Genomic DNA, 24,928 nt, shown 5'->3' with positions numbered 1-24,928 from the left:
GGTATGAGATTCCTATGGAGCCGTCTATGCGCAGGCTGTGAGCCGGATGCCATCGGCCGGACGTCCGCCTGGGGCGGCTGCCCGGGCGCACCGTCGGAGGGAGGGGGTGCGCGTGTCGGAGGCCGGTCCTATCGTGTCGGCATGACGGTGACGAGCGAGCAGATCGACCTGCTGCGGGGAGCGCACACGGGACCGGTGACCGCTCCCGACGACGCCGCGTGGGAGGACGCGCGGCGCTACCACTCCGGCGTCGGCGCGCCCGATGTGGTCGTGCGTCCGGGCACCGTGGCCGACGTCCGGGCCGCGGTGGTCTGGGCTGCCGCACACGATGTTCCGGTCGTCGTCCGCGGCGGCGGGCACAGCGTGTGGAGCGCACCGCCGGGCGGTGTCGTGATCGATCTGGGGGGAGTGACCGAGGTGACCGTCGAGCCCGCCGCCGACGGTGCCGTCGTGCGGATCGGCGGGGGAGCGGTCTGGGGCGAGGTGGCCCGCGCACTCGCCGCACGCGGCGTGGGGATCAGCTCGGGCGACACCGCGTCGGTGGGTGTGGGCGGTCTCACCCTCGGGGGCGGCATCGGCTGGATGGTGCGGGCGTGGGGGCTCGCCGCCGACCAGCTCATCGGAGTGCAGGTCGTCACCGCCGCCGGCGACGTCGTCGAGGCGACCGACGACTCCCACCCCGACCTGCTCTGGGCGCTGCGCGGCGGCGGCGGCAACTTCGGGGTGATCACGCGCTTCGACTTCCGTGCCCACGCGCTCCCGGCCCTCGTGCGCGCCGGCTACGGCATCGATGCCGACCGCACCGCTGTGCTGCGGGCGTTGCGCGAGGTGCTCGCGCACGCCCCACGGGAACTGACGGTCACCTACAGCGACGTGCCGTCGATGGACCCGAGCGCCCCGGCCGGGGCGAGCCTGGAGGCGGTGTGGCTCGGCGACGATCCCGGGGAGCTCCGACGACTGCTCGCGCCGGTCGCCGCGATCGAGGGCGTCACCGAGCGGGTGCTCGGCCCTGCGGCCTACCCCGACATCCTGCTCGAGACCCCGCCCGCCGACCCCGACATGCCGATGCCGGGGTTCGTCGGCGGCAACGCGCTGCTGCCCGCCCTCACCGACGAGGCGATCGAACGTCTCACGGCGTTCCGCGCGTCCAGCGACGCGTCGGTGCTCCTGCTGCGATCGCTCGGCGGGGCGTACGGCGATGTGCCGGAGGATGCCACGGCCTGGGCCGCCCGCGACGCCACCTGGTTCGCCATGGCCGGCGGGTTCGACATCCCCGGCGTGGTCGACGACGCCGAACGGGCGCGGCTGGCCCGGGACTGGGAGGCGATCGAGGCGATCGGCATCGCGGTGTACGGGAACTTCACGATCGCCGCCGACGACCGTTACGTCACCCGGATGTACCCGCCCGCCACGCTCGCGCGCCTCAGAGAGGTGAAGCGGCAGTGGGACCCGGGCAATCTCTTCCGCCGCAACCACAACGTCCTGCCCGCCTGACGCCTGGAATCGCCGCGCCCGCCGCGCCCCGACCTTCCCGCGCCCGTCTGTGGCGCGCCTGCGACGGTGCCTCAGTGGCTCGCGGCGCGGCGCGGGCCACCCGCGCGGTGCGACGCGGCGGCGATCGCGGCGACGACCGCCGCACCCACAGCCGCGCCGAGGGTGTTGGCGACCAGATCGCGCACGTCCGGGTAGCGCTCGGGCAGCGCGAGCGCCTGCGTGAGTTCGATCGCGGCGCTGAACAGCAGCCCTGAGCCGGCGGCGAACCACCACCGGCGAATGCCCGCCCACAGCACCCACAGCACCCCGAGCGGTGCGAACAGCACCACATTGGCGACGAACTCCAGCACGGGATAGGTCAGCCACGCGGTCGGCGCCCAACCGTCGAACCACGACGCGAGGTCGCGCAGGCCACCGCCGGCTCCCTCGGGCTGCGGCCCGAGGGTGAGCGAGGCGACCCACGCCAGGTAGACGACCGAGGCCGCCGCAAGCGCCCAGCGCCCGCGGCGGCCCCGGATCGGCAGCCGTGCGTGTGTCAGTGGGTGTCCTCGGCCTCGATCTCGGTGCGGTCGCCCGACCACAGCGTGTGGAAGGTGCCCGGCTTGTCGATGCGCTTGTAGGTGTGTGCGCCGAAGAAGTCGCGCTGGCCCTGGATGAGTGCGGCGGGGAGGCGCTCGGCGCGCAGCCCGTCGTAGTACGCCAGCGACGACGAGAACGCCGGCGCGGGGATGCCCGAGGTCGCTGCCGTCGCGACGATGCGGCGCCACGCGTCCTGTGCGCGGCCGAGCGCGTCGACGAAGTAGGGCGCCGTCAGCAGCACCGGCAGGTCCGGGGTCGCGACGTAGGCGTCGGAGATGCGGTTGAGGAACTGGGCGCGGATGATGCACCCGCCGCGCCAGATCTTCGCGATCGCGCCCAGGTCGATCGCCCAGTCGTACTCGGCGGCGCCGGCGCGGATCTCGTCGAAGCCCTGGCTGTAGGCGACGATCTTCGAGGCGTAGAGCGCCAGGCGCACGTCCTCGATGAACGCGTCGGTGTCCTCGACACTGAGCTCTTCGGTGGCGCCCGGCAGGTCGTGCGACACGTCGCGCTGCTCGGGGTGGCTCGACAGCGACCGCGCGAACACGGCCTCCGCGATGCCTGACACCGGGGTGCCGAGGTTCAGCGCCGTCTGCACGGTCCAGGCGCCGGTGCCCTTGGCGCCGGCCTGGTCCAGGATGACGTCCACGAGCGGGCGGCCGGTCGTGGCATCCACCTGGCGCAGCACCTCGGCGGTGATCTCGATCAGGTACGACTCCAGCTCGCCGCGGTTCCATTCGGCGAACACGTCGGCGATCTCGGCCGGGGTCTTGCCGGTGCCGCGGCGGATGAGGTCGTAGGCCTCCGCGATCAGCTGCATGTCGGCGTACTCGATGCCGTTGTGCACCATCTTCACGAAGTGACCGGCGCCGTCGTGGCCGACGTGCGTGACGCACGGCTCGCCCTCGGCGACCGCGGCGATGGAGCGGAGGATCGGGCCGAGGGTCACCCACGACTCGTCGGAGCCGCCGGGCATGATCGACGGGCCGGTCAGCGCACCCTCCTCGCCGCCGGAGATGCCGGCGCCGACGAAGTTGATGCCGGTCTCGCGCACCGCCTTCTCGCGACGGATCGTGTCGGTGAACAGGGCATTGCCGCCGTCGACGATGATGTCGCCGGGCTCGAACACGGCCGTCAAGGAGTCGATGACGGCATCCGTGGGCGCGCCGGCCTTGACCATGATGATCGCCGTGCGCGGGCGCTGCAGCGAGGCGGCGAACTCGTCGTACGAGAACGCGGGCACGAAGCCGGCCTCGGGATGGGTGGCCACGAGCTCGTCGGTCTTGGAGCGCGAGCGGTTGAACACCGCGACGGTGTTGCCCTCGCGGGAAGCGAGGTTGCGGGCGAGGTTCGATCCCATGACGGCGAGTCCGACGACGCCGATGTTGGCGACCGGCTCGCGATCGGCATCGGGGCCGGTGGGGGTGGCCGCCGGGCGGGCGACGTCCTCGGCGCTGGGCGCGCCTTCGTGCACGTCGGCCGAGGCCGGACCCTGGTCCTTGTCGGTCGAGATGTCGTTCGCCGAACCGGCGGGGGCGTTCGAAGACACGCCTTCTCCTTGCTACGAGGTGGATGTGTGCACTGACCGGGCGTGCTTCGCCCGCTGCGCGACCGCCGGCGGGCGGATCAGGGCATGAGACCCAGAATAGTGGGCAGCCAGACCGAAAGCGCCGGAACGAACGTCACAACGAACAGGCCCGCGCACAGCGCCCAGAAGAAGGGCCAGATGCGCCCGATGACCGGCTCCAGCCGCACGCCGCCCACGCGGGCAGCGACGAACAGGTTGTTGCCGATCGGCGGGGAGATGTTGCCGAGGCACATGTTGAAGACCATCATCGCGCCGAAGTGGATCGGATCGACCCCGAGCGCGGTCACGACCGGCAGGAAGATCGGCGTGAAGATCAGGATGGCCGGGGTCGGGTCCATGACGGTCCCGGCCAGCAGCAGGATGATCATGATGATGATCAGGATGATCACGACGTTGTCGGTGAAGCCGAGCAGCCCTTCGGTGACCATCTGGGGGATCCGCGCGAATGCCAGGACGTAGCCGAGGATGCCGGAGACGCCGATCAGCAGCATCACGATGCCGGTGACCTTCGACGCTTCGAGGATGATGCCCGGGAGGGCCTTCATCGGCAGCGTCCGCTGGATGAGGCCCAGCACGAAGGAGTAGAGCACGGCGATGACGGCCGACTCGGTGGCGGTGAAGACGCCGACCAGGATGCCGCCGATCACGACGACGATCATGAGGAGCGCCGGCAGGGCCTTGAGGAAGACCAGGAGCGCCTGCGGGAAGGTCGGCCGCACCGCGACGGAGCGGAGCTCCGGGCGCTTGCGGGCGTACAGGGCCACAACGATGATGCAGATGATCGCCCACAGCAGGCCCGGTCCGACGCCGGCCATGAACAGCGCGGCGATCGAGGTGCCCGACACCAGCGAGTAGACGATGAACGTGTTGCTCGGCGGGATCAGCATGCCTGCGGGGGAGGCGGCCGCGTTGACGGCTGCCGAGAAGGCCGGGTCGTAGCCCTCCTTGCGCATGCGGGGCGAGAGCACGGTGCCGACGGCGGCGGCCGAAGCCACCGATGCGCCCGAGACCGCGCCGAACATGGCGTTGGCCACGACCGTGGTCTGCGCGAGCGAGGCCGGCAGCCGGCCGGCGATCACGAGGGCGAGATCGATGAGCCGCGAGGCGATGCCGCCGGTGTTCATCAAGCCGCCGGCGAGGACGAAGAACGGTATCGCCAGCAGGGCGAACGAGTTGCTGGCGGCGAAGATGCGCTGTGCCCCGGTGAGGGCGGCGCCATCCCAGGTGAGGAGGATCATGATGGCCAGCACGGACGGGAGCCCCATGGCGACGGCGACGGGAAGGCCCATCGCGATGCCGACCGCGATGCCACCGATCAAGACGACGACGGCGATGATGGTGATGGTGTCCATGGCCTAGATCGCCTCTGCGTTCTCGTCGAATTCGGGGACGGGCTTCTCAGCGCCGGCGAGGATCCCGATGATGTGGACCAGGGAGAAGAAGACGATCATGACGCCGGCGATCGGCAGCACCAGGTAGAGCTGGCCGACGGTGAACGGCAGCGTGGAGAGGTCCTGACCCCACGCGTTCTCGGCCACACGCGAGCCGCCGATGATGAAGACGAAGACGATGAAGAAGATGACGATCAGTTCGGTGACGAGGCCCATGATCTTCTGCCCGCCCAGCGGCAGCTTCTCGACCAGCATCGCCACGGCGATGTGCCCGCGCTCCGAGAAGACGTAGGCGCCGGCGAAGACCGCCAGGATGACGAAGGTGTAGTTCGCCGCCTCCTGAGTCCAGGGGGCGGAGTTGCCCAGCACCTGGCGGGTGAAGACCTGCCAGCTCACGATCGCCACGAGGGCGACGAAGGTGACGATGCACACCGCGGCGAGAGTCCGCTCCAGCAAGAGTCGGATGCGACCCAGCACCGTCACGAGTCCGGTCCAGCGGACGGGGCCGGTGGGGCCGGGGCGCCCGGCGTCGCCGGGCAGTTGGTCTCCCGGCGGGTTCGCGCCGGGATCCGGGGGGATCGTGTTCACGTTCGTCCTTCGCTGGCGCGCCGAGCGCGTTGCCATGGGTGCCGCACGCGTGCGGCGGGGAGAGGCGAGGATGCCGGGGATCACCGGCCGGCATCCTCGCCTCGTGGGGGATTACTCCGCGGTGGCCTTGATGGCGTCGAAGAGCGTCTGCTGGGAGTCGGTGGTGATGAACTCCTTCAGCAGCGGGGTGAGGGCGTCGAGGAAGGAGTCGCTGTCGACCTCTTCGAACGTCGCGCCACCGGCGGTCGCGTCGGCGATCGCCTTCTCGGTGTCCGCCATCCACAGCTCGGTGTGGTGCTCCCACGTGGCCGTCCAGGCCTCGTCGAACGCGGCACGGTCCTCCTCCGACATGCTGGCGAGGGTGTCGGTGTTGCTGATGAGGAAATCGGCGCCGATCAGGTGGCGCGTGTAGGAGTAGAACGGCGCGACCTCGTAGTGCTTCTGGGTCGAGTAGGAGATCTCGTTGTTCTCCGCACCGTCGATGACGCCGCTCTGCAGCGCGGTGTAGACCTCGCTGTACGCCATGGGCGTGGGGGAGGCGCCGAGGGCGTTGATCATCCCGATGAACACCGGGCTCTCCTGCACCCGGATCTTGCCGCCGGCAAGGTCCTCGGGGGTCTGGGCGATGCCGTCCTTGGTGTAGACGCTGCGCGCGCCCTGGGTGAGGCCGCCGACGACGGTGATGCTGTTGGAGTCCTCGAGCGAGGCGTACACATCGCCGACCACAGCCGGGTCGCTCAGCACCGACATCTGGTGCTCGATCGAGTCGAACACGGTCGGAAGGCTGAAGATCACGAAATCGTCGTTGAGGTTCTCGAGCTGGGGGGCCGAGACGATGGCGAGGTCGATGACGCCGTCGCCCACGGACTGCAGGTACTCGGCCTGGTCGCCCAGCTGTGAGTCGGGGAAGACTTCGATGTTCCACCGGCCGTCGGTGGCTTCGGTGAGGCGCTCACCGAACGCCTCGAGCGCGATGAACGAGGGGTGGGTCTGCGTCTGGTTGAGCGCGAGCTTCATCGTCGTGGGGGCGACGTCGCCGCCATCGCTGCCGGCATCCGCCCCTCCTGCCGTGCCGCCGCTGCACGCGGCGAGGGTGACGGCGGCGAGCGCGGTGGTCATGACGAATGCGAGTCGGGATGTCTTTCGCATTTCTCTCTCCTTCGAGTGGGTACAAGTCGGTGACGGGCCCCGACGCGGGGGCGGCCGAGGTCGACGGGCGACGTACGGACGGCCTTCTGCTCCGGTGCTGTCTTCCGCGGTGCGAGGGTCCTCTGCGGATCCGCAGTGCTGTGACTTCGGGTCCCGCTCTACATTCACGCAATTCGGCCCGTCGGATGGCAACCCGTTGCCATCGGTTGTCGCGGAGGCGCTCACGGCCGAGTCGGTGTGGGGTGCGGGTGCGTCATCCGGCGGCGTCGAGTTCTGCGGTGCGCGCGGGCTGCCCGCCGTTGGCCCAGTGGTTGAGCGGGTTCGCGGTCCCGGTGGACGAGCGGATGACGAGACGGGCGGGCAGGAGCGCCGTCTTCAACGGGCCCCGTCGGGCAGGGGAGCGCTCTGCCGGGCCGCGCAGCTCGTTGAGCAGCGTCTGCACCGCGACGGCACCGAGCTGACGCAGGGGAGCGGCGACGGTCGTCAGCTGAGGGGTGCAGAAATCGGCGCCGAAGATGTTGTCGAAGCCGACGACGGACACGTCCTCCGGAACGCGGATGCCGAGGGTGACGAGCCCCCGCATCAGCCCGATCGCCATGAGGTCGTTGTACGCCAACACCGCGGTGCTGGGGGCGTTGGCCAGTGCTCCGGCCGCCGACAGGCCTCCGGCCTGCGTCGGGGCGAACGGTCCCAGTCGTCTCACGCGCAGGCCGAGCTCGTGCGCGGCTTCGCGCAGGGCCTGCCATCGCACGCCGTTCGCCCAGGACGCGTCGGGTCCGGCGAGGTAGGTGATCGTGGTGTGTCCGAGTTCGGCGAGGTGCTCCACCGCACGCCGGGTTCCGCGCGAATTGTCGGTGGCCACGCTCGCGATGTCGCTCATGGAGCGGTTGAGGACCACGGTGGGGCGCTGTTTCGCCGCGACGCGGATGGAGGAGTCCGACATGCGCGAGGTGGCCAGGACGACGCCTTCGACCATCGGGATCGTCCGGTCCAGCGCCTGGCGCTCGGCGTCCACTGACTCCTGCACGTCGGCGACCAGGAGGGTGTATCCGGCCTCGGTCGCGACCTCCTCCGCGCCGCGCAGGATCTCGAAGAAGAAGGGATTCGTGACATCGGCGACGATGATCGCGAGCAGTGACGTGCGCCCCGTCGGCAGCGCCCGCGCGAGCGGATTGGTGCGGTAGCCCATCTCGGCGGCGGCCTGGCGGATGCGCTCCGCCGTCTCGGCGTTGACGCGCCCCGGGCGCGAGAAGGCGCGGGACACCGTGGAGGGGGCGACGCCGCACGCTGCGGCGACGTCGTAGATGGTCGGCCGGGCTTCGCCGAATTTCGCGGATTTCGGGCGCTCGGTCATGTCGCGATGGTAGGCGACGGACGAGTGACGCGGCAATCGGATGCCATCGCCGGGCGGGGGAAGCGCTCGGCCAGGATAGGCAATATTCGGCAACCGGTGGGGTTCGCCGGGGCGAGGCGGCAGTGTGGTCACTGACTGACAAGCGGGGGTGGGTCGTTCATGGAACCAGACGAGATGGTCATCGAGGCCGAGATGGCCGAGGCGGAACTCGGCCGGCTCGGCCTGTCCGACGTGCGTGTGCACCACCGCGCCGGGGTGGCGTGGCTCACGGCGCCGGCAAGTGATGTCGCGGCGATCGCGTGCGACCCCCTGCGCGGCGAGGTGGTTCGTGCCGTGCGCGCGGCGGGATTCGCCGGCGTGGGCGTCGACCTCGACGCGCACTGAGCAGGCCTCCGGTACCGCGCGGGATCGCTTCCACGGCCACATATGGCAACCGGTTGACGCCCCTCGGGGCCGCTTCCATCATGGAACGATGCCAACGACGCTCCAACTCGACCCCGACCGGCTCCTCCCCGCAGATCCGGCCACGCGCTCCCTCGCGCGGGACCTCTACGAGTCGGTCGCGGCATTGCCGATCATCTCCCCGCACGGGCACGTCGACCCCGCGCTGCTGCTCGGTGACGAGGCTTTCCCCGACCCGGCGGAGCTGTTCATCACCCGCGATCACTACGTCACGCGGCTGCTCCACGCCGCGGGCGTCGATCTCGCCGCGCTCGGAGCGGGACGCGCAGCGGCTGCGGACCCGCGCACGGTGTGGCGCCTGTTCTGTGAGCACTGGCACCTGTTCGCCGGCACGGCGTCGGGCTACTGGCTCACACACGCCTTCGTCACCCTGTTCGACATAGACCTGGAGCCGTCGGCAGAGACGGCCGACCTCATCTACGACTCGATCGCCGCACGGCTCGGGCGCCCGGGCTACCGCCCCCGCGCGCTGTTCGATCGATTCGGCATCGAGGTGCTCGCGACGACCGATGACCCGCTCGACGACCTCGCCGGCCATGCCGCATTGGCCGCCGACCCGTCGTTCCGCGGCCGGGTGCTCCCGACCTTCCGCCCCGACCCCTACCTCGACCCCGAAGCGCCCGACTTCGTGGCGCGCGTCGAGAAGCTGACGGCCACGCAGGCAGCCGCGGCCGACGACTTCGCCGGGTATCTCGAGGCGCTCGAGGCGCGTCGTGCGCATTTCATCGCCCACGGGGCGGTATCGGCCGACCACGGGGTGCGCGAGCCGTACACGGTGGACCTCACCGATGGAGAGGCCGCGGCACTGTACGCCCGCGCCGTCTCCGGCGACCTGGATGCCGCGGGCGCACGGGCCTTCCGCGGCAACATGCTGCTGCGCATGGCAGGGATGAGCGCGCGAGACGGGCTCGTGATGACGATCCACCCCGGCGTGTACCGCAACCACTCCAGCGCGACATTCGGGCGGCTGGGCGCCGACACCGGGCACGACATCCCCCTGACGACCACCTACACCGAGAACCTGCGTCCGCTGCTGGAACGCCACGGCCTGGCATCCGGGTTGCAGATCGTGCTGTTCACGGTCGACGAGACGGTTTACTCACGAGAGATCGCCCCTCTCGCGGGCTTCTACCCGAGCATCTTCATCGGCGCGCCGTGGTGGTTCCTCGACGCCCCGGATGCCGTGCTGCGCTTCCGCGCGGCCGTCACCGAGACGGCGGGCTTCTACCGCGGGTCCGGGTTCATCGACGACACCCGGGCATTCCTGTCCATTCCGGCCCGCCACGACATGGCGCGCCGGCTGGACTCGGCGTTCCTGGCGAGGCTCGTCCGCGAGGGTCGCCTCCCGCGTGCGCGCGCGGAGCAGATCGCGGTGGACCTCGTCGACAGCGTGCCGCGCAAGGCGTTCAAGCTGTGAGCGTCGCCGCCGGCGACCGCGGCCTGCTCGTGCGCGCGGCCGCAGCCGCGCGCACAGGCCGTTCGTTCGATCCCGCGCCGGTGCGCATGGCGCACCTGGGGCTGGGTGCCTTCCATCGCGCCCACCAAGCCTGGTACACCGACGCGTCGGATGATCGCAACGAGTGGGGGATCCGCGCCTTCACAGGTCGCAGCCCCCGGGCGGCGGAGGAGCTGTCTGCGCAGGACGGGCTGTTCTCACTCATCGAACGCTCCGTCGACGGCGATGCCGTGATCCTCGTCGACTCGATCGTCGACGCGGTCGACGGCGCGCGGGTCGACCGGCTTGTGGAGACGGTCGCCGCCCCGACGACGGCGATCGTGACGCTCACCATCACCGAGGCCGGTTACGCGCTGGATGCGCAGCGTCGGCCTGACGTCTCCCAGACGTCCGTCGCTGCCGACCTCGCGTGGCTGCGGGCGAACCTCCCGGCATCCCGCCTCGATCTGTCGGCACCGCCGCGCACGGCTCCAGCCAGACTTCTCGCCGCTTTGGAAGCGCGCCGTCGTGCCGGGTCGGGCCCGATCGCCGTGGTCTCCTGCGACAATCTGCCCGCCAACGGCGAGGTCGCCCGCAGCGGGGTGGTCGCGCTCGCCGAGCTGGCCGGAACCGACGAGACGCTGGCGTACCTCCACGACCACGTCTCATTCGTCACATCGTCGATCGACCGCATCACGCCGAAGACGACGGATGCGGACCTCGACGCGGTGCGGGCGCTGACCGGGTGGGTCGATCGCGCGGCGGTGGTCACCGAGCCTTTCCACGACTGGGTGCTCAGCGGGGAGTTCCCCGCCGGCAGGCCCGCATGGGAGCGTGCCGGGGCGCGCCTGGTCGACGACATCGAACCGTTCGAGCGGCGCAAGCTGTGGCTGCTCAACGGTGCGCACTCGCTGCTGGCCTACGCCGGTGCCGCGCGCGGTCACGAGACGGTCGCCGCGGCGATCGCCGATCCCACGGTGCGGTCGTGGGTCGAGCAGCTGTGGTCGGAGGCGGTGCATCACCTGCCGGGGGAGCACCTCGCACTCGACGCCTACCGCGCGGCTCTGCTGGAGAGGTTCGACAACGGCCGCATCCAGCACCTCCTCGCGCAGATCGGGCAGGACGGCACCACCAAACTCCGGGTGCGCATCGCGCCGATCATCCTCGCCGAACGCGCCGCCGGCCGTGATGCGGATGCCGGCACGCGGGCGCTGGGGGCCTGGGTGGCCCTCGCCCTGGCCGGCCGACTGCCGGCGGATCGCATCGGCTCGGCGCTGCCGCAGGCGGCGGGACAGGGGGGCGAGCGGAGTGTGATCGCGCTGCTCGAGCTCATCGATCCGCAGCTCGTCGCGGACCCCGCCGTGGTGCTCGCGGTGAGCCGCGCTGCTGCGGAGTTCTCGACGCGCTGACCGCCCTGCGGCCCCGCCGCACCGCTCGAGCGCCAACAAATGGCAACCGATTGCCTCACCGATCGGGCGCGTGCTCTACTGAAACCGACTCGCCGACGGCGCACACCAACGGAGGAACCCCATGCGGATCGACAAAGCCGAAGTCATCGTCACCAGCCCCGGTCGCAACTTCGTCACCCTGCGGCTCACGACCGACGACGGCCTCGTCGGCATCGGTGACGCGACACTCAACGGCCGCGAACTGGCGGTCGTGGCCTATCTGAAGGAGCACGTGGTCCCGCTCCTCATCGGAAGCGACGCGAGCCGCATCGAGGACACGTGGCAGTTCCTGTACCGGAGCGCCTACTGGCGGCGGGGACCGGTGACCATGGCGGCGATCGCCTCCGTCGACATGGCGCTGTGGGACATCAAGGGCAAGGCGGCCGGAATGCCGGTGTACCAGCTGCTGGGCGGTGCCAGCCGCGCAGGCCTCATGGCCTACGGGCACGCGTCGGGCAAGACCAACAGCGAACTGTTCGACTCGATCCGCGCACACCTGGAGCAGGGCTACCGCTCGATCCGCGTGCAGACCGGCGTGCCCGGGCTGAAGGCCATCTACGGCATCGCCTCGCAGGCCGAAGGCATGGCCGACGCCGAGATGCGCTACGACCACGAGCCGGCCCGACGCGGTGCCAAGCCCACCGAGGAGGACTGGGACACCCGCGCCTACCTCACGCACCTCCCTGGCGTCTTCGAAGCGGTGCGCAACGAGTTCGGACCCGACCTTCCGCTGCTGCACGACGGACATCACCGCATGACGCCCATCCAGGCGGCCAAGCTCGGCAAGAGCCTCGAGCCCTACGACCTGTTCTGGCTCGAGGACTGCACGCCGGCCGAGAACCAGGAGGCCCTGCGGCTGGTCCGCCAGCACACCACGACGCCGCTGGCGATCGGTGAGATCTTCAACACCGCGTGGGACTTCAAGGACCTGATCCGCGACCAGCTCATCGACTACGTGCGCGGCGCGGTCACCCACATGGGCGGCATCTCGGCCCTGAAGAAGACCCTCGACTACGCAGCGATGTACCAGATCAAGTCGGGCATGCACGGTCCGACCGACATCTCGCCGGTCGGCATGGCGGCGGCGATGCACCTGGGGCTGTCGATCCACAACTTCGGCATCCAGGAGTACATGCAGCACTCCGCCAAGACGGACTCGGTCTTCCAGCAGAGCTTCACCTGGAGCGACGGCTACCTGCACCCCGGCGACGAGCCCGGATTGGGTGTTTCGCTCGATGTGGACGAGGCTGGCAAGTACCCGTACGAGCAGGCGTACCTGCCGTACAACCGACTCTCCGACGGAACGGTGCACGACTGGTGATGACAAGAGCGCCCCTGGTGTGCGTGATGGGTGTGTCGGCGGCGGGCAAGTCCACCGTCGGCACCGCCCTCGCGCTCACCCTCGGCGTGCCGTTCGTCGACGCCGACGACCTGCACTCCGACGCCAACCGGGCGAAGATGGCCGCCGGCATCCCGCTGACCGATGACGACAGGTGGCCATGGCTGGATGCCGTCGGCGCACGGTTGCGCGACGAGCGTGACAGTGGTCTCGTGGTGGCGTGCAGCGCGTTGCGGCGCGCGTACCGCGACCGCATCCGTGAGGCGGCGCCCGGTGTGGTGTTCGTGCACCTGACCGGCACGCCCGAGCTGCTGGCCGCGCGGGCTGGAGCGCGCACCGATCACTTCATGCCGCCCGCGCTGCTGGTGTCGCAGCTGGCGACCCTCGAGCCGCTCGAAGACGACGAGGCGGGCCTCGTCGCGGACGTCGCAGCCGCGGTCGGAGCGCTCGTGGCCGCGGTGGCGGAGAGTCTGCGTCAGCCCTTGCGGTAGGCCTGGCGCCCCATCGAGAACAGCGCGCCGACGGCGGCGACGGTCGTGCCGAGCGCCATCAGCCCGACGAGCCACAGCAGAGCGTGCGAGATGAAGCCGTATTCCATGTGGTCCTCCGTCGGCGTGGGGGTGAGTGATCATCGTACCGGCGCCGCTGGTAGACTCGACACCGAACTTCGGCGAGGGATGCCGCGCAACGCGCGTGTGCCTCCGTGATCGACGCGGTGATGCAGGCCTTGCGGCTTTCCTCACGCGCATGCGTTCGAGTCGAACCACAGACCCAGATCTGGGCTGAACCAGCCCGCAAGGAGAAAACCATGTCGACTGAGACCGACACCAAGGTCGTTGCCACCAAGCGCGAGAACTTCGGCAAGGGCTTCGCCCGTCGCCTGCGCGCGTCCGGCCAGATCCCCGCCGTCATCTACGGCCACGGCACCGAGCCCGTGCACGTGGCGCTGCCCGGCCACCAGATGGCGCTGCTGATCCGTCGCGCCAACACCGTGCTCGAGCTCGACGTCGACGGCACGCAGCAGCTGACGCTGGTCAAGGACGTCCAGAAGGACCCCGTGCACCAGATCATCGAGCACATCGACCTGCTCGTGGTGAAGAAGGGCGAGAAGATCGAGGTCGACGTGCCCGTCACCCTGCACGGCGAGCCCTTCGCCGGCACGATCGCGAACCTCGACGCCGTCAGCATCCTGCTGCAGGTCGAGGCCACGCACATCCCGCAGCACATCGAGGTCGATGTCGAGGGCCTCGAAGAGGGCACCCACATCACCGCCGGTGACCTGAAGCTGCCCAAGGGCGCCACGCTGGTCGCCGACCCCGAGACGCTGATCGTCGCCATCTCGGTGCCCGCGTCCACCCTCGCCGCCAGCGAGGAGATCGAGGCTGCCGACGAGGCCGTCGCCGAGGAGCAGTCCGAGGCGCAGGCCGAGTAAGACTCTCCACACGACGAGGGGGCGCGGATTCCGCGCCCCCTCGTCGCATGTCCGCAGCGCTCAGGCAGGATGGAAGACATGGCACAGACCTGGTTGGTGGTCGGGCTCGGCAACCCGGGTCCGCGCTACGAGATGACGCGGCACAACATCGGTCAGCTCGTCGTGGACGAGCTCGCCGCGCGCCGGTCGGAGACGTTCCGCTCGCACAAGGCGAACGCCCGCGCGGCCGAGACGTGGCTGCGTCCGGGGGCGGACAAGCTCATCCTGGCCAAGCCCAACAGCTTCATGAACGTCTCGGGCGGGCCCGTCGCCGCGCTCGCGTCGTTCTACGGCGTGCCGGCCGAGCGGGTGGTCGTCGTGCACGATGAGCTCGACATCCCGTTCGACACGATCAAGTTGAAGGTCGGCGGAGGCCACGGCGGTCACAACGGCGTCCGCGACGTCGCCAAGGCGCTCGGCACGGCGGACTTCCCCCGTGTGCGGGTCGGCATCGGCCGGCCGCCCGGGCGTCAGGATGCCGCCGACTGGGTGCTCGACCCCTTCGGGCCCACCGAGCGCAAGACGCTGCCGATCCTCGTGGGCGATGCCGCCGACGCCGTCGAGCAGCTCATCGACGAGGGTCTCGTCGCCGCGCAGCAGCGCCACCACGCCCCCCGCGCCTGACCCGCGCTGCCTGCCCGCGAGTGAGCATTCGTGCCCGCGAGTGAGTACTCGGGGTCAGGCGGCGGCGATGGCCAGGGACGTCAGCACCGCTACGGCGAAGACGGCGGGCCCGAGCGCGGCGATGATGGCGGCGGCGATGCCGGCACCCCGGCCGCGGCGTTGCACGATCGCGACGATCGCCTGCGCCAGCGCCCACACTCCGAGCACGGTCCCGACCCAGAAGGTCACCTCGCCCACCAGTACGGCGCCGCGCACCGGCGCGAGGCTCGCCCAGGGGATGCCACCGGCCGATGCGCCGGCCGCGACCGCCGCCCCCGTCACCTCACCGATCTGCAGGGCCGCGACGGCGGCGATGATCGGTGCCAGGACGGTGGCCGTCAGCGCCAGGGCGAGGGCGACGATCCCGAGCACGGCGGAGCGTGCCGGCATCGGCCCGCTCGACATCGGCGGCGGCACGGGGCCCTGGTACGGGGCGGCGAACATCCCGCCGGGCACCGCGTACGGCGGGGGTGCGGCGGGGCGCGTCTGCGGGTAGGTGGGGAACGGCGCGGGGGCGGGGGGCTGCTGGTCGCTCACCGCCCCATCCTAGGGAGCCGCCGTGTCGGTGCCCGCACGTAGACTTCAAGGGTGACAGTTCCCGGGATCGTGCGCGCCCTGATGCAGGCAGACTCCTTCCGGGAGGCGGTGGAATCGGCATCGGTCGACACCGACTTCTCGATCGTGGAAGGGCTCGGCGCCCCCCTGCTCGCGGCGCTGGTCGAACGCCGTCGCGAGGCGGGCAAACCCGCCGCGCTGCTGGCGATCGCCCCCACCGGACGTCGCGCCGAATCCCTCGGGACGGCGCTCGGCGAGCTGCTGCCCGGCGCCCTGGTGCACCACTTCCCGGCGTGGGAGACCCTGCCCCACGAGCGGCTGAGCCCCAGCACCGAAACCGTCGGCCAGCGTCTCGCGGTGCTGCGCGCCGTCGCCGCGTGGGACGGCACCGTGCCGCTCATCGTCACCGCCTCCGTCCGCAGCGCCGTGCAGCCCATCGCCGGGGGCCTCGCCGACGTCGAGCCGGTGCACCTGGTCAAGGGCGGCCGCGGCCACGACCTCGACGCCGTCTCGCGGCGTCTCGTGGAGCTGGCCTACCATCGCGTCGACATGGTCTCCCGCCGCGGCGAGTTCGCGGTGCGCGGTGGCATCCTCGACGTCTTCCCGCCGGTGGCCTACCACCCGTACCGCGTGGAGTTCTTCGGCGACGAAGTCGACGAGATCCGCGCGTTCTCGGTCGCCGACCAGCGCTCGCTCCCCGGCGAGGTGCGGGAGGTCACCCTCATCCCCGGCCGCGAACTGCTGCTGACGGATGCCGTGCGCGAGCGTGCGCGCGGGCTCACCGGTCAGTTCCCGGGCCTTGCCGGCATGCTGGAGAAGATGGCCGAGGGCATCCCCGCCGAGGGGATGGAGTCGCTGCTTCCCGCCCTCGTCGACGACATCGTCACGCTCGTGGACTATCTGCCGGAGGGCACCGCCGCCGCCCTGGTCGACCCGGAGCGCGCGGTCACCCGCGCGATGACCCTCGGCGACACCAACCGCGAGTTCCTCGAAGCCGCATGGAGTGCCGCCACCGCCGGCGCCGACAGCCCGGTCGACCTCGGCGCGGGCGACTTCCTGACCCTTCGCCAGTTGCAGGACGTCACGCGTGAGCGTCGTGGGGTGTGGTGGGAGCTCAGCGCCTTCGACTCCGGGGCAGCGGATGCCGCGGCCGAAGGCCTCGTCGACATCGACGTGGCGCTGGAGCAGGCCGCGGTCGTTCGGGTCGCGGCCCGGTCGGTGCCCTCCTTCCACGGCAACGTCGACGGCGCGACGGCCCACATCGGGGAGCTTCTCGCCGATGGCTGGCGGGTCGTCGTGGCCGCCTCCGGGGTCGGGCTCGTCGAGCGCGCCCGCGATGTGCTCGCCGAGCGCGGCATGGCCGCCCGGGAGGTGGCGGACGTGCACGCCATCCCGGAGCCCGGGCTGGCGCTCACGGTCGTCTCGCGGCTGGAGAGCGGCTTCGAGATCCCCGACGCGAAGCTCGCGGTCCTCACCGAGTCGGAGTTCTACGGTCGTACGATCGGCAGCGACGGCCGGGTCGTGAAGAAGCTCGCCTCCCGTCGGCGCAACGTCGTCGACCCGCTGCAGCTGAAGGCCGGCGACTACGTCGTGCACGCCACCCACGGCATCGGCAAGTTCGTCGAACTGGTGCAGCGTGAGGTCTCCAGCGGCGGGCGCAACGCGGTGAAGACCCAGCGCGAGTACCTCGTGCTGGAGTACGCCCCGTCCAAGCGCGGGTTCCCCGGCGACAAACTGTTCGTCCCCACCGATCAGCTCGACCTGTTGTCGAAGTACGTCGGCGGCGAGGCGCCCGCGCTGTCGAAGATGGGCGGCAGCGACTGGTCGCAGGCCAAGAGCAAGGCCCGCAAGGCCGTGCGCGACATCGCGATCGACCTCGTGAAGCTGTACTCCGCTCGCATGGCTGCAAAGGGCCACGCGTTCGGTCCCGACACCCCGTGGCAGCGGGAGCTCGAGGAGGCGTTCCCGTTCGCGGAGACCCCCGACCAGCTGCAGACGATCGACGAGATCAAAGCCGACATGGAGAAGCCGATCCCGATGGACCGGCTGCTGTCGGGAGACGTCGGGTTCGGCAAGACCGAGGTCGCGGTGCGCGCGGCGTTCAAGGCCATTCAGGATGGCAAGCAGGTCGCGATGCTGGTGCCGACGACCCTGCTGGTCAAGCAGCACATCGAGACGTTCACCGAGCGCTTCGCCGGCTTCCCGGTGAAGGTGAAGGCGCTGTCGCGCTTCCAGACCGACAAGGAGGCGCGCGACGTCGTCGCCGGTCTCCTGGACGGCACCGTCGACATGGTGATCGGCACGCACCGCATCCTCACCGAGGGCGTCATCTTCAAGGACCTGGGCCTGCTGATCATCGACGAGGAGCAGCGGTTCGGTGTCGAGCACAAGGACAAGCTGAAGAAGCTCAAGACCAACGTCGATCTGCTCGCGATGAGCGCGACGCCCATTCCGCGCACACTCGAGATGGCGGTCACCGGCATCCGCGAGATGTCGACTCTGCAGACCCCGCCGGAGGACCGGCACCCGATCCTCACCTACGTGGGCGCGCGCAGTGACAAGCAGATCGCCGCCGCGATCCGCCGCGAGCTGCTGCGCGAGGGCCAGGTCTTCTACGTGCACAACCGGGTGTCGTCGATCCAGCGGGTCGCCGCGCACCTGGCGGAGATCGTGCCCGAGGCGCGCGTCGCGGTCGCCCACGGTCAGATGGGCGAGCACGCCCTGGAGCAGGTCGTCGACGACTTCTGGGAGCGGCGGGCCGACGTGCTCGTGTGCACCACGATCATCGAGACGGGCCTGGACATCTCCAACGCCAACACGATCATCATCGACCGCGCCGACAAGTACGGCCTCAGCCAGCTGCATCAGCTGCGCGGTCGCGTGGGGCGCGGGCGCGAGCGGGCGTACGCCTACTTCCTCTACGACGACATGAAGCCGCTGAGCGAGACCGCCGCCGACCGGCTCGAGACGATCGCGGTGAACAACGACCTCGGCTCGGGCATGCAGGTGGCGCTGAAGGACCTCGAGCTGCGCGGCGCGGGCAACCTGCTCGGCGCCGAGCAGGCCGGCCACATCGCCGGGGTCGGGTTCGACCTGTACCTGCGCATGATCGGCGAGGCGGTGTCGGCCTTCCGCGGCGACGACGTGGAGACCACGGCCGAGCTGCGACTCGAGCTGCCCGTGCAGGCGCGCATCCCGGAGTCCTACATCGACAGCGAGCGTCTGCGCCTGGAGGCCTACCAGAAGCTCTCTGCCGCGGCATCCGCCACGGCCAAGGACGACGCGATCGACCTCGTGATCGAAGAGCTCACCGACCGCTACGGCGAGCTGCCGCCCGAGACCGAGGGACTGTTCGCGGTGGCCCGGCTGCGGCGCCGCGCCGCGCAATCGGGACTCACCGACGTCGTGGCGATGGGCCCGAACCTGCGGGTCGCCCCGGCGCACCTGCCCGATTCGCTGCGCGTGCGGCTGCAGCGGCTGTACCCCAAGGGCAAGCTGCTGGCGGGCGGGGATGCCATGGTCGTCCCCATGCCCACCGCGGGCGGCGAGCCGCTCGCCGACGCCGACCTCGTCGCGTGGGTGGGGGAGCTGCTGAACCAGTTCTTCCCGCTGCCGGCGCCGGCGGACCGCGAGCCGCAGTCGGCCTGAGCGGGCACCCCCTCGCGCTCGCCGCCGTCGCGTCGTACCGTGGCGGCAGGAGGTGGCCGACGATGAAAGCCGCAGTGGGGGACCGCATCCGCATCCACGGTCGAACGGTCGGCGCTCCCGAGCGCCTCGGCGTCGTCACGGAGGTGACCGGCAGCGACGCGTCGCCGCTGCTGACGGTCGCGTTCGACGACGGGCACGAGGGGATCCTCGCGCCGGGCGCGGACTGCGAGATCACACACGTCGACTGACGGATGCCGCTGCCCGCGGCATCCGCGGCATCCTTCTGTTCGGTCGTCGCATTCCGCCCCGCCGATGCGCGTTAGCGGGACGGTTGCGCCGACCGAGCGCGGGGTCGCGATGCTGGGTCGTCGCGAATGCCCCCGTTCGGGCAGGGGCCAGGGGCGTATGCGACGACCGAAGCAAAGCGACGGGTGCCGCGCGCGACGGATGCCGCGCGGGCGGCATCCCCCGGTTCGGTCGTCGCATTCCGCCCCGCCGATGCTCGTCTTCGGGGACGCTTGCGCCGACCGAGCGCGGGGTCGCGATGCTGGGTCGTCGCGAATGCCCCCGTTCGGGCAGGATCCAGGGCCGTATGCGACGACCGAAGCAACGCGACGGGTGCCGCGCGCGACGGATGCCGCGCGGGCGACATCCCCCGGTTCGGTCGTCGCATTCCGCCCCGCCGATGCGCGTTTGCGGGACGCTTGCGCCGACCGAGCGCGGGGTCGCGATGTTGGGTCGTCGCGAATGCCCCCGTTCGGGCAGGATCCAGGGGCGTATGCGACGACCGAAGCAACGCGACGGGTGCCGCGCGCGACGGGTGCCGCGCGCGACGGGCGCCGCGCGCGACGGCGCCCGCGGTGGTGAGGGTTAGATCACGCCCTGCGCGAGCATCGCGTGGGCCACGCGCTCGAAGCCGGCCGAGTTCGCGCCGACGACGTAGTCGCCCTCGTGTCCGTACCGCTTCGCGGCCTCGAACGCGGAGTCGTGCACGCCCTTCATGATCGCGTGGAGCTTGCGCTCGCTGTCGGCGAAGCTCCAGCGCTGGCGGGAGGCGTTCTGGCTCATCTCCAGCGCCGACGTCGCGACGCCACCGGCGTTGGCCGCCTTGCCAGGCCCGAAGAGCACACCGGCGTTCTGGAACGCGGCCACGGCGCCCGGTGTGGAGGGCATGTTGGCGCCTTCCGCGACGGCACGCACGCCGCCGCCGATGAGGGCGTGGGCGTCGGCCTCGTCGAGCTCGTTCTGCGTCGCCGAGGGGATCGCGATGTCGACGGGAACCTCCCACGGCCGCCGTCCGGCGACGAACCGGGCGTTCGGGCGCCCGGCGGTGTAGGCGTGGATGCGCTCGCGGTCGATCTCCTTCACCTGGCGGAGAAGGCCGAGGTCGATGCCGGCGTCGTCGACGATGTAGCCCGACGAGTCGGACGCGGTGACGGGCGTCGCGCCCAGCTGGTAGGCCTTGTCGATCGCGTAGATGGCGACGTTGCCGGAGCCGGAGACGGCGACGCGCTTGCCTTCGAGCGAGTCTCCCTTCACGCCCAGCATCTCCTGCGCGAAGAACACCGCGCCGTAGCCGGTCGCCTCGGTGCGCACCTCGGCGCCGCCCCACTGCACGCCCTTGCCGGTGAACATGCCCGACTCGTGGCGGTTGGTGATCTTGCGGTACTGGCCGAACAGGTAGCCGATCTCGCGCGCGCCCACGCCGATGTCCCCGGCGGGGACGTCGGTGTGCTCGCCGAGGTGGCGGTACAGCTCGCTCATGAACGACTGGCAGAACCGCATGATCTCGGCATCCGACCGGCCGTGCGGGTCGAAGTCGCTGCCGCCCTTGGCGCCGCCGATGCCCTGACCGGTGAGGGCGTTCTTGAACACCTGCTCGAAGCCGAGGAACTTGATGATCGAGAGGTTCACCGACGGGTGGAACCGCAGCCCGCCCTTGTAGGGGCCGAGCACGGAGGAGAACTGCACGCGGAAGCCGCGGTTGACCTGCAGGCGACCGGCGTCGTCGACCCACGGCACGCGGAACATGATCTGTCGCTCGGGTTCGACGATGCGCTCCAGGATGCCGCCGTCGACGAACTGGGGGTGCTTGTCGAGCACGGGAGCGATGGAGTGGAGCACCTCGTGCACGGCCTGCTGGAATTCAGGTTCGTGGGGATTGCGCGTGACGACGGTGTCGAACACGTCGCGGACGGAGGCAGGAAGGGCGGCGAGGGTTTCGAGCACGGAGGAACTTTCTGGCGAACGAGGGGAGGCTGGCCGTTTCGGGACGACCCGCTCCACCCTATCCGCGGTTCCTGTCCGCTCGACGCGTATGACGCCCGCCCCCTACGCTGGCGATGGGCGCGCACCGGGCGACGCCGACGGGAGGCGACCGTGCGATTCGAGCATCTCGGGGCCCAGCCCCGCATCCATCCCGACGCCGTGATCGCACCCACCGCGGTCATCAGCGGGGACGTGCGGATCGGCGCGGACTGCCAGATCCTCCACGGGGCGGTGCTCACCTCCGAGGGCGGGCCGCTGATCCTCGGAGAGCACGTCATCGTGATGGAGAACGCGCTCGTCCGCGCGACCGCGACGCACGCGGTGCACATCGGCGACCACACCCTCGTCGGCCCGATGGCGAGCATCTCGGGCGCCACGATCGGCGACGAGGTGTTCCTGGCGACCGGCACGCGCGTGTTCAACGGCGCCCGGATCGGTGCGCAGAGCGAAGTGCGCATCAACGCCGTCGTGCACCTGCGCACCGTGCTGCCGGAGCGCTCGGTCGTGCCGATCGGCTGGGTCGCGGTGGGCGATCCCGTCCTCATCCTCCCCGCCGAGCGGCACGAGGAGATCTGGGCGACGCAGCAGGAACTCGACTTCCCGGGCTACGTGTTCGGGCTCGACAGGGAGACGCCCGACCTCATGGCGCAGCTCACCGAGCGCTACGCCCGCTCGCTGGCCCGCCACGAGGACGACCGCCGCCTGGAGTGACCCGCCTCACCCGGTGTTCTGCAGGCCGGCGGCCACTCCCGACACCGACAGCAGCAGCAGGTGCCGGGTGTCGGCGGCATCCGTCTCGGTCATCCCGTTGTCGCGCAGCGCCCGCAGGGCCCGCAACTGCAGCAGCGACAGGGCGTCGACGTAGGGGCTGCGCATCTTCACCGCACGCTGCAGCACCGGCTTGTTGCCGAGCAGCCCGCCGCCGGTCAGGCGTTGCACCCACTCGCGGGTGAGCGTCATCTCCTCCAGCACGAGCGCGGCGAGGTCCGGGCGGTCGCCGAGTTCCAGGTACTCGCGGGCGATGCGCGGGTCGGCCTTGGCGAGACTCATCGCGACGTTGTCCACGAGGGTGCGCAGCAGCGGCCAGCGCTCGTAGGCGCCGCGCAGCAGCTGTTCGTCGCCGACGGCCTCGAGCGCCGAACCCAGTCCGAACCAGCCGGCCAGGTTGATGCGCGCCTGCGTCCACGCGAAGACCCACGGGATGGCGCGGAGGTCCTCCAGCGACTCCACCGACAGGCCGCGGCGGGCGGGCCGGGACCCGAGGGCGAGCAGGCCGACCTCCTCCATCGGGGTGACCGTGGCGAACCAGGCGGCGAAGCCGTCGGCTTTCACGAGGGAGAAGAAGCGCTCGCGCGAGGCGGCATCCATCGTCGCGGCGACCTCGGCGTACTCCGCCGCGGCGGCGCTGTTGCGCTGCTCGATCGAGGGGGCGGATGCCAGCAGCACGGCGGCGGCCACCTGGTCGATGTGGCGCATCGCGATGGCGGGATCGCCGTAGCGGGCGAAGATGACCTCGCCCTGCTCGGTGAGCTTGAACCGGCCGTCGACGGAGTGCGGCGGCTGGGCGAGGATGGCGGAGTTCGCCGGTCCGCCGCCGCGCCCGAGCGCGCCGCCACGACCGTGGAACAGGGTCAGCTGGATGTCGTTGTCCTGCGCCCACGCGGCGATCTTGGCCTGCGCCTCGTAGAGGGCGAGGTTCGCCGCCACCGGCCCGACGTCCTTCGAGGAGTCGGAGTAGCCGAGCATGACCTCCAGCCGACGGCCGGTGGCCTCGAGGCGGGAGCGGAACTCGGGGTGCTCGACGATCTCGGCGAGGATGCCGGGGGCGGCCTGAAGGTCGGCGAACGTCTCGAACAGCGGCACGACGTCGAGCACCGGCGGGGTGCCGCCGGGGCCGACGGCGTGACGGGCGAGGCGGTGCACGGCGGCGAGGTCGTCGGCGGTGCGGGTGAACGACACGATGTAGCGGCCCGCGGCTCGGGGGCCGAACCGCTCCTGCACGAACGCGACCGCGCGGATGGTGTCGAGCACCTCGTCGCCGATGTCGCTGCGCTCGCCCCGCTCCAGCTCGGCCAGCACGCGCTTGTGCACGTCGGAGTGCTGACGCACCTCGAGTTCGGCGAGGTGGAAGCCGTACGTCTCGACCTGCCAGATGAGCTGCTGCAGCGCGCCGTAGGCCTGCCGCGCGGCGTGGCCCTGCACGAGCGAGTCCTGCAGCACCCGCAGCTCTGCAAGCAGCTGCTCGGGGTCGGAGTAGGCGAGGTCGGCGTTGCGGGCGCCGGTCGCGGCGATGCGCCGGGCGATCAGCAGCAGCACGCGGCGGTGCGGCTCGTCGGGGGAGCGCTTGGCGATCTCCTCGGCGGCATCCTCGTCGGCGGCGCGCAGGCGGTGCCACAGCGAGATCAGCTCGTCGCTGGGAGGCGTGGTCTCGGCATCCAGTGTGAGTGCGCGGCCGATGCGGTTGGCGGCGCGCTCGAGCCCCAGCAGCACGTGCTCGCTGGCGATCGCGGCGGCCTTGCGGGTGACCGAGGCCGTCACGAACGGGTTGCCGTCACGATCGCCGCCGACCCAGGTGCCCAGTCGCACGAAGGGCGCCACCACGGGCGGACGACCGCCCGCGAGCGGCCCCTGCAGCGCGTCGTCGACGCGGCGGTACACCTGCGGCACGGCGGTGAACAGGGTGTCGTCGAACACGGCCATGACCGCGCGCACCTCGTCGGTGGGAGAGGGCTTCTCGGGCCGCAGCGGAGCGGTGCGCCACAGTGTGTCGATCTCCTCCAGCATCCGGCGCTCCACCCGGCGACGGTCGGTGCCTTCGGGCAGCGTCGTGTCGTGCTCGGCGAGCAGTTCGGCGAGGCGGCGGATGCCGGTGGACACCGCGCGGCGGCGCGCCTCGGTCGGGTGCGCGGTGAACACCGGGTGGAACCGCAGCGCCTGCAGACGGCGCAGCGCCGTGTCGTCGCCGACCTCCTCGGCCAGCCGGCCGAACGCGCTCGCGACGGAGTCGACGTCGGACTCACGCCCGGGGCTCGCGTCGCGTTCGCGGAGGATGCGCACCCGCTGGTGCTCCTCGGCCAGGTTCACGAGGTGGAAGTAGCACGTGAAGGCGCGGGCGACCTCCTCGGCGCGGGCGAGGGGGAACCCGTCGGCGATCGCCGCGGCACGCTCGTACGCGGCATCCGTCTCGTCGGTGTAGGCCTGGATGGTCGCGGTACGGAGCCGCTCGACGTCGTCGTACAGGCCGGGCGTGCCGCTCTCGCGCAGCACGTCGCCCAGCAGCCCACCCAGCAGACGCACGTCGGCACGCATCTGTTCGGGGAGCTCCTGGCCGGCTTCGAAACGGCCGACGAGATCGATGGCCTCGGTGGGGGTGACTTCACGCATGCCGTCAACGCTAACGCGATGAGAGGGTGCCGCTGCGCCGCGTGTCCGCTCGCTACGATGGGACGAAGGTGTGCCGGGAAGTCTGGTCGGCTCGCGCTCGGATGCCGGGGGC

21 protein-coding genes are annotated in these 24,928 nt (G+C 71.0%); 11 read left to right on the top strand and 10 right to left on the bottom strand.

What is annotated here, in order from left to right; genetic code table 11:
• The first annotated feature begins 141 nt into the window (after positions 1–141).
• The gene (locus ACFVR6_RS06255) at positions 142–1,494 is read left to right on the top strand and encodes an FAD-binding oxidoreductase (RefSeq protein ID WP_386959924.1); all 1,353 of its coding nucleotides are present in this window, start codon (positions 142–144) and stop codon (positions 1,492–1,494) included.
• A gap of 71 nt (positions 1,495–1,565) precedes the next feature.
• On the opposite strand, the gene ACFVR6_RS06250 is transcribed toward ACFVR6_RS06255, so the two are convergent.
• From ACFVR6_RS06250 to ACFVR6_RS06225, 6 genes are all read right to left on the bottom strand, one after another.
• Positions 1,566–2,075, bottom strand: a complete 510-nt coding sequence (locus ACFVR6_RS06250; protein WP_386959922.1) for a VanZ family protein — start codon at positions 2,073–2,075, stop codon at positions 1,566–1,568.
• A complete protein-coding gene (gndA, locus tag ACFVR6_RS06245) occupies positions 2,030–3,457 on the bottom strand; it encodes an NADP-dependent phosphogluconate dehydrogenase (protein ID WP_386960307.1) in 1,428 nt (475 codons plus the stop codon). Before gndA ends, ACFVR6_RS06250 begins: the two co-directional genes overlap by 46 nt.
• Positions 3,458–3,699: 242 nt before the next feature.
• Complete coding sequence (locus tag ACFVR6_RS06240; RefSeq protein WP_386959919.1) at positions 3,700–5,013, bottom strand: TRAP transporter large permease; 1,314 nt, start codon at positions 5,011–5,013, stop codon at positions 3,700–3,702.
• 3 nt (positions 5,014–5,016) lie between these two features.
• Positions 5,017–5,640 (bottom strand): TRAP transporter small permease, encoded by a 624-nt coding sequence (locus ACFVR6_RS06235; RefSeq protein WP_386959916.1) that lies wholly within the window; start codon positions 5,638–5,640, stop codon positions 5,017–5,019.
• 111 nt (positions 5,641–5,751) lie between these two features.
• Positions 5,752–6,789: a TRAP transporter substrate-binding protein gene (locus ACFVR6_RS06230; protein ID WP_386959913.1), complete on the bottom strand. Its 1,038-nt coding sequence runs from the start codon at positions 6,787–6,789 to the stop codon at positions 5,752–5,754.
• Positions 6,790–7,042: 253 nt separating this feature from the next.
• The gene (locus ACFVR6_RS06225; RefSeq protein ID WP_386959910.1) at positions 7,043–8,143 is read right to left on the bottom strand and encodes a LacI family DNA-binding transcriptional regulator; all 1,101 of its coding nucleotides are present in this window, start codon (positions 8,141–8,143) and stop codon (positions 7,043–7,045) included.
• 159 nt (positions 8,144–8,302) lie between these two features.
• Between ACFVR6_RS06225 and ACFVR6_RS06220 the strand changes: the two genes are divergently transcribed.
• The 5 genes from ACFVR6_RS06220 to ACFVR6_RS06200 all read left to right on the top strand — a co-directional run bounded on the left by ACFVR6_RS06220 (position 8,303) and on the right by ACFVR6_RS06200 (position 13,318).
• Entirely contained in the window at positions 8,303–8,527 is a 225-nt protein-coding gene (locus tag ACFVR6_RS06220; RefSeq protein ID WP_386959908.1) for a hypothetical protein, read from the top strand.
• 88 nt (positions 8,528–8,615) lie between these two features.
• Positions 8,616–10,022 carry a glucuronate isomerase gene (uxaC, locus tag ACFVR6_RS06215; RefSeq protein WP_386959905.1) on the top strand — a complete coding sequence of 469 codons (1,407 nt, stop codon included), beginning with the start codon at positions 8,616–8,618 and terminating at the stop codon, positions 10,020–10,022.
• Positions 10,019–11,449 carry a mannitol dehydrogenase family protein gene (locus ACFVR6_RS06210; RefSeq protein WP_386959902.1) on the top strand — a complete coding sequence of 477 codons (1,431 nt, stop codon included), beginning with the start codon at positions 10,019–10,021 and terminating at the stop codon, positions 11,447–11,449. Before uxaC ends, ACFVR6_RS06210 begins: the two co-directional genes overlap by 4 nt.
• A gap of 121 nt (positions 11,450–11,570) precedes the next feature.
• The gene (gene manD, locus ACFVR6_RS06205; protein WP_386959899.1) at positions 11,571–12,809 is read left to right on the top strand and encodes a D-mannonate dehydratase ManD; all 1,239 of its coding nucleotides are present in this window, start codon (positions 11,571–11,573) and stop codon (positions 12,807–12,809) included.
• Complete coding sequence (locus ACFVR6_RS06200; protein ID WP_386959896.1) at positions 12,809–13,318, top strand: gluconokinase; 510 nt, start codon at positions 12,809–12,811, stop codon at positions 13,316–13,318. Before manD ends, ACFVR6_RS06200 begins: the two co-directional genes overlap by 1 nt.
• On the opposite strand, the gene ACFVR6_RS06195 is transcribed toward ACFVR6_RS06200, so the two are convergent.
• Positions 13,303–13,425 carry a hypothetical protein gene (locus ACFVR6_RS06195; protein WP_386959893.1) on the bottom strand — a complete coding sequence of 41 codons (123 nt, stop codon included), beginning with the start codon at positions 13,423–13,425 and terminating at the stop codon, positions 13,303–13,305. The two genes, ACFVR6_RS06200 and ACFVR6_RS06195, sit on opposite strands and share 16 nt — an antisense overlap.
• A 210-nt stretch (positions 13,426–13,635) precedes the next feature.
• Here ACFVR6_RS06195 and ACFVR6_RS06190 point away from each other — a divergent pair, with 210 nt between their 5' ends.
• Both ACFVR6_RS06190 and pth read left to right on the top strand, forming a co-directional pair.
• A complete protein-coding gene (locus ACFVR6_RS06190) occupies positions 13,636–14,259 on the top strand; it encodes a 50S ribosomal protein L25/general stress protein Ctc (RefSeq protein ID WP_386959890.1) in 624 nt (207 codons plus the stop codon).
• Between the two features lie 78 nt (positions 14,260–14,337).
• Positions 14,338–14,922 carry an aminoacyl-tRNA hydrolase gene (pth, locus tag ACFVR6_RS06185; RefSeq protein ID WP_386959887.1) on the top strand — a complete coding sequence of 195 codons (585 nt, stop codon included), beginning with the start codon at positions 14,338–14,340 and terminating at the stop codon, positions 14,920–14,922.
• Between the two features lie 54 nt (positions 14,923–14,976).
• On the opposite strand, the gene ACFVR6_RS06180 is transcribed toward pth, so the two are convergent.
• Positions 14,977–15,498 (bottom strand): hypothetical protein, encoded by a 522-nt coding sequence (locus ACFVR6_RS06180; protein ID WP_386959884.1) that lies wholly within the window; start codon positions 15,496–15,498, stop codon positions 14,977–14,979.
• An 81-nt stretch (positions 15,499–15,579) separates the two neighbouring features.
• On the opposite strand from ACFVR6_RS06180, the gene mfd reads away from it, so the two are divergent.
• Positions 15,580–19,164 (top strand): transcription-repair coupling factor, encoded by a 3,585-nt coding sequence (gene mfd / locus ACFVR6_RS06175; protein WP_386960304.1) that lies wholly within the window; start codon positions 15,580–15,582, stop codon positions 19,162–19,164.
• Between the two features lie 62 nt (positions 19,165–19,226).
• The gene (locus ACFVR6_RS06170; RefSeq protein WP_386959882.1) at positions 19,227–19,412 is read left to right on the top strand and encodes a DUF1918 domain-containing protein; all 186 of its coding nucleotides are present in this window, start codon (positions 19,227–19,229) and stop codon (positions 19,410–19,412) included.
• Positions 19,413–20,034: 622 nt separating this feature from the next.
• Here ACFVR6_RS06170 and gdhA read toward each other — a convergent pair.
• A complete protein-coding gene (gene gdhA / locus ACFVR6_RS06165) occupies positions 20,035–21,393 on the bottom strand; it encodes an NADP-specific glutamate dehydrogenase (RefSeq protein WP_386959879.1) in 1,359 nt (452 codons plus the stop codon).
• 150 nt (positions 21,394–21,543) lie between these two features.
• Between gdhA and ACFVR6_RS06160 the strand changes: the two genes are divergently transcribed.
• Positions 21,544–22,143 (top strand): gamma carbonic anhydrase family protein, encoded by a 600-nt coding sequence (locus tag ACFVR6_RS06160; protein WP_386959876.1) that lies wholly within the window; start codon positions 21,544–21,546, stop codon positions 22,141–22,143.
• A gap of 6 nt (positions 22,144–22,149) precedes the next feature.
• Here ACFVR6_RS06160 and ACFVR6_RS06155 read toward each other — a convergent pair whose 3' ends face one another.
• Positions 22,150–24,816: a phosphoenolpyruvate carboxylase gene (locus tag ACFVR6_RS06155; protein ID WP_386959873.1), complete on the bottom strand. Its 2,667-nt coding sequence runs from the start codon at positions 24,814–24,816 to the stop codon at positions 22,150–22,152.
• Between the last annotated feature and the right edge of the window lie 112 nt (positions 24,817–24,928).

Source organism: Microbacterium sp. NPDC058021, assembly GCF_042885955.1.
Taxonomy (GTDB): domain Bacteria; phylum Actinomycetota; class Actinomycetes; order Actinomycetales; family Microbacteriaceae; genus Microbacterium.
The sequence above is the reverse complement of the archived record's forward strand: the minus strand, read 5'-3'. Positions and strand labels throughout refer to the sequence as shown.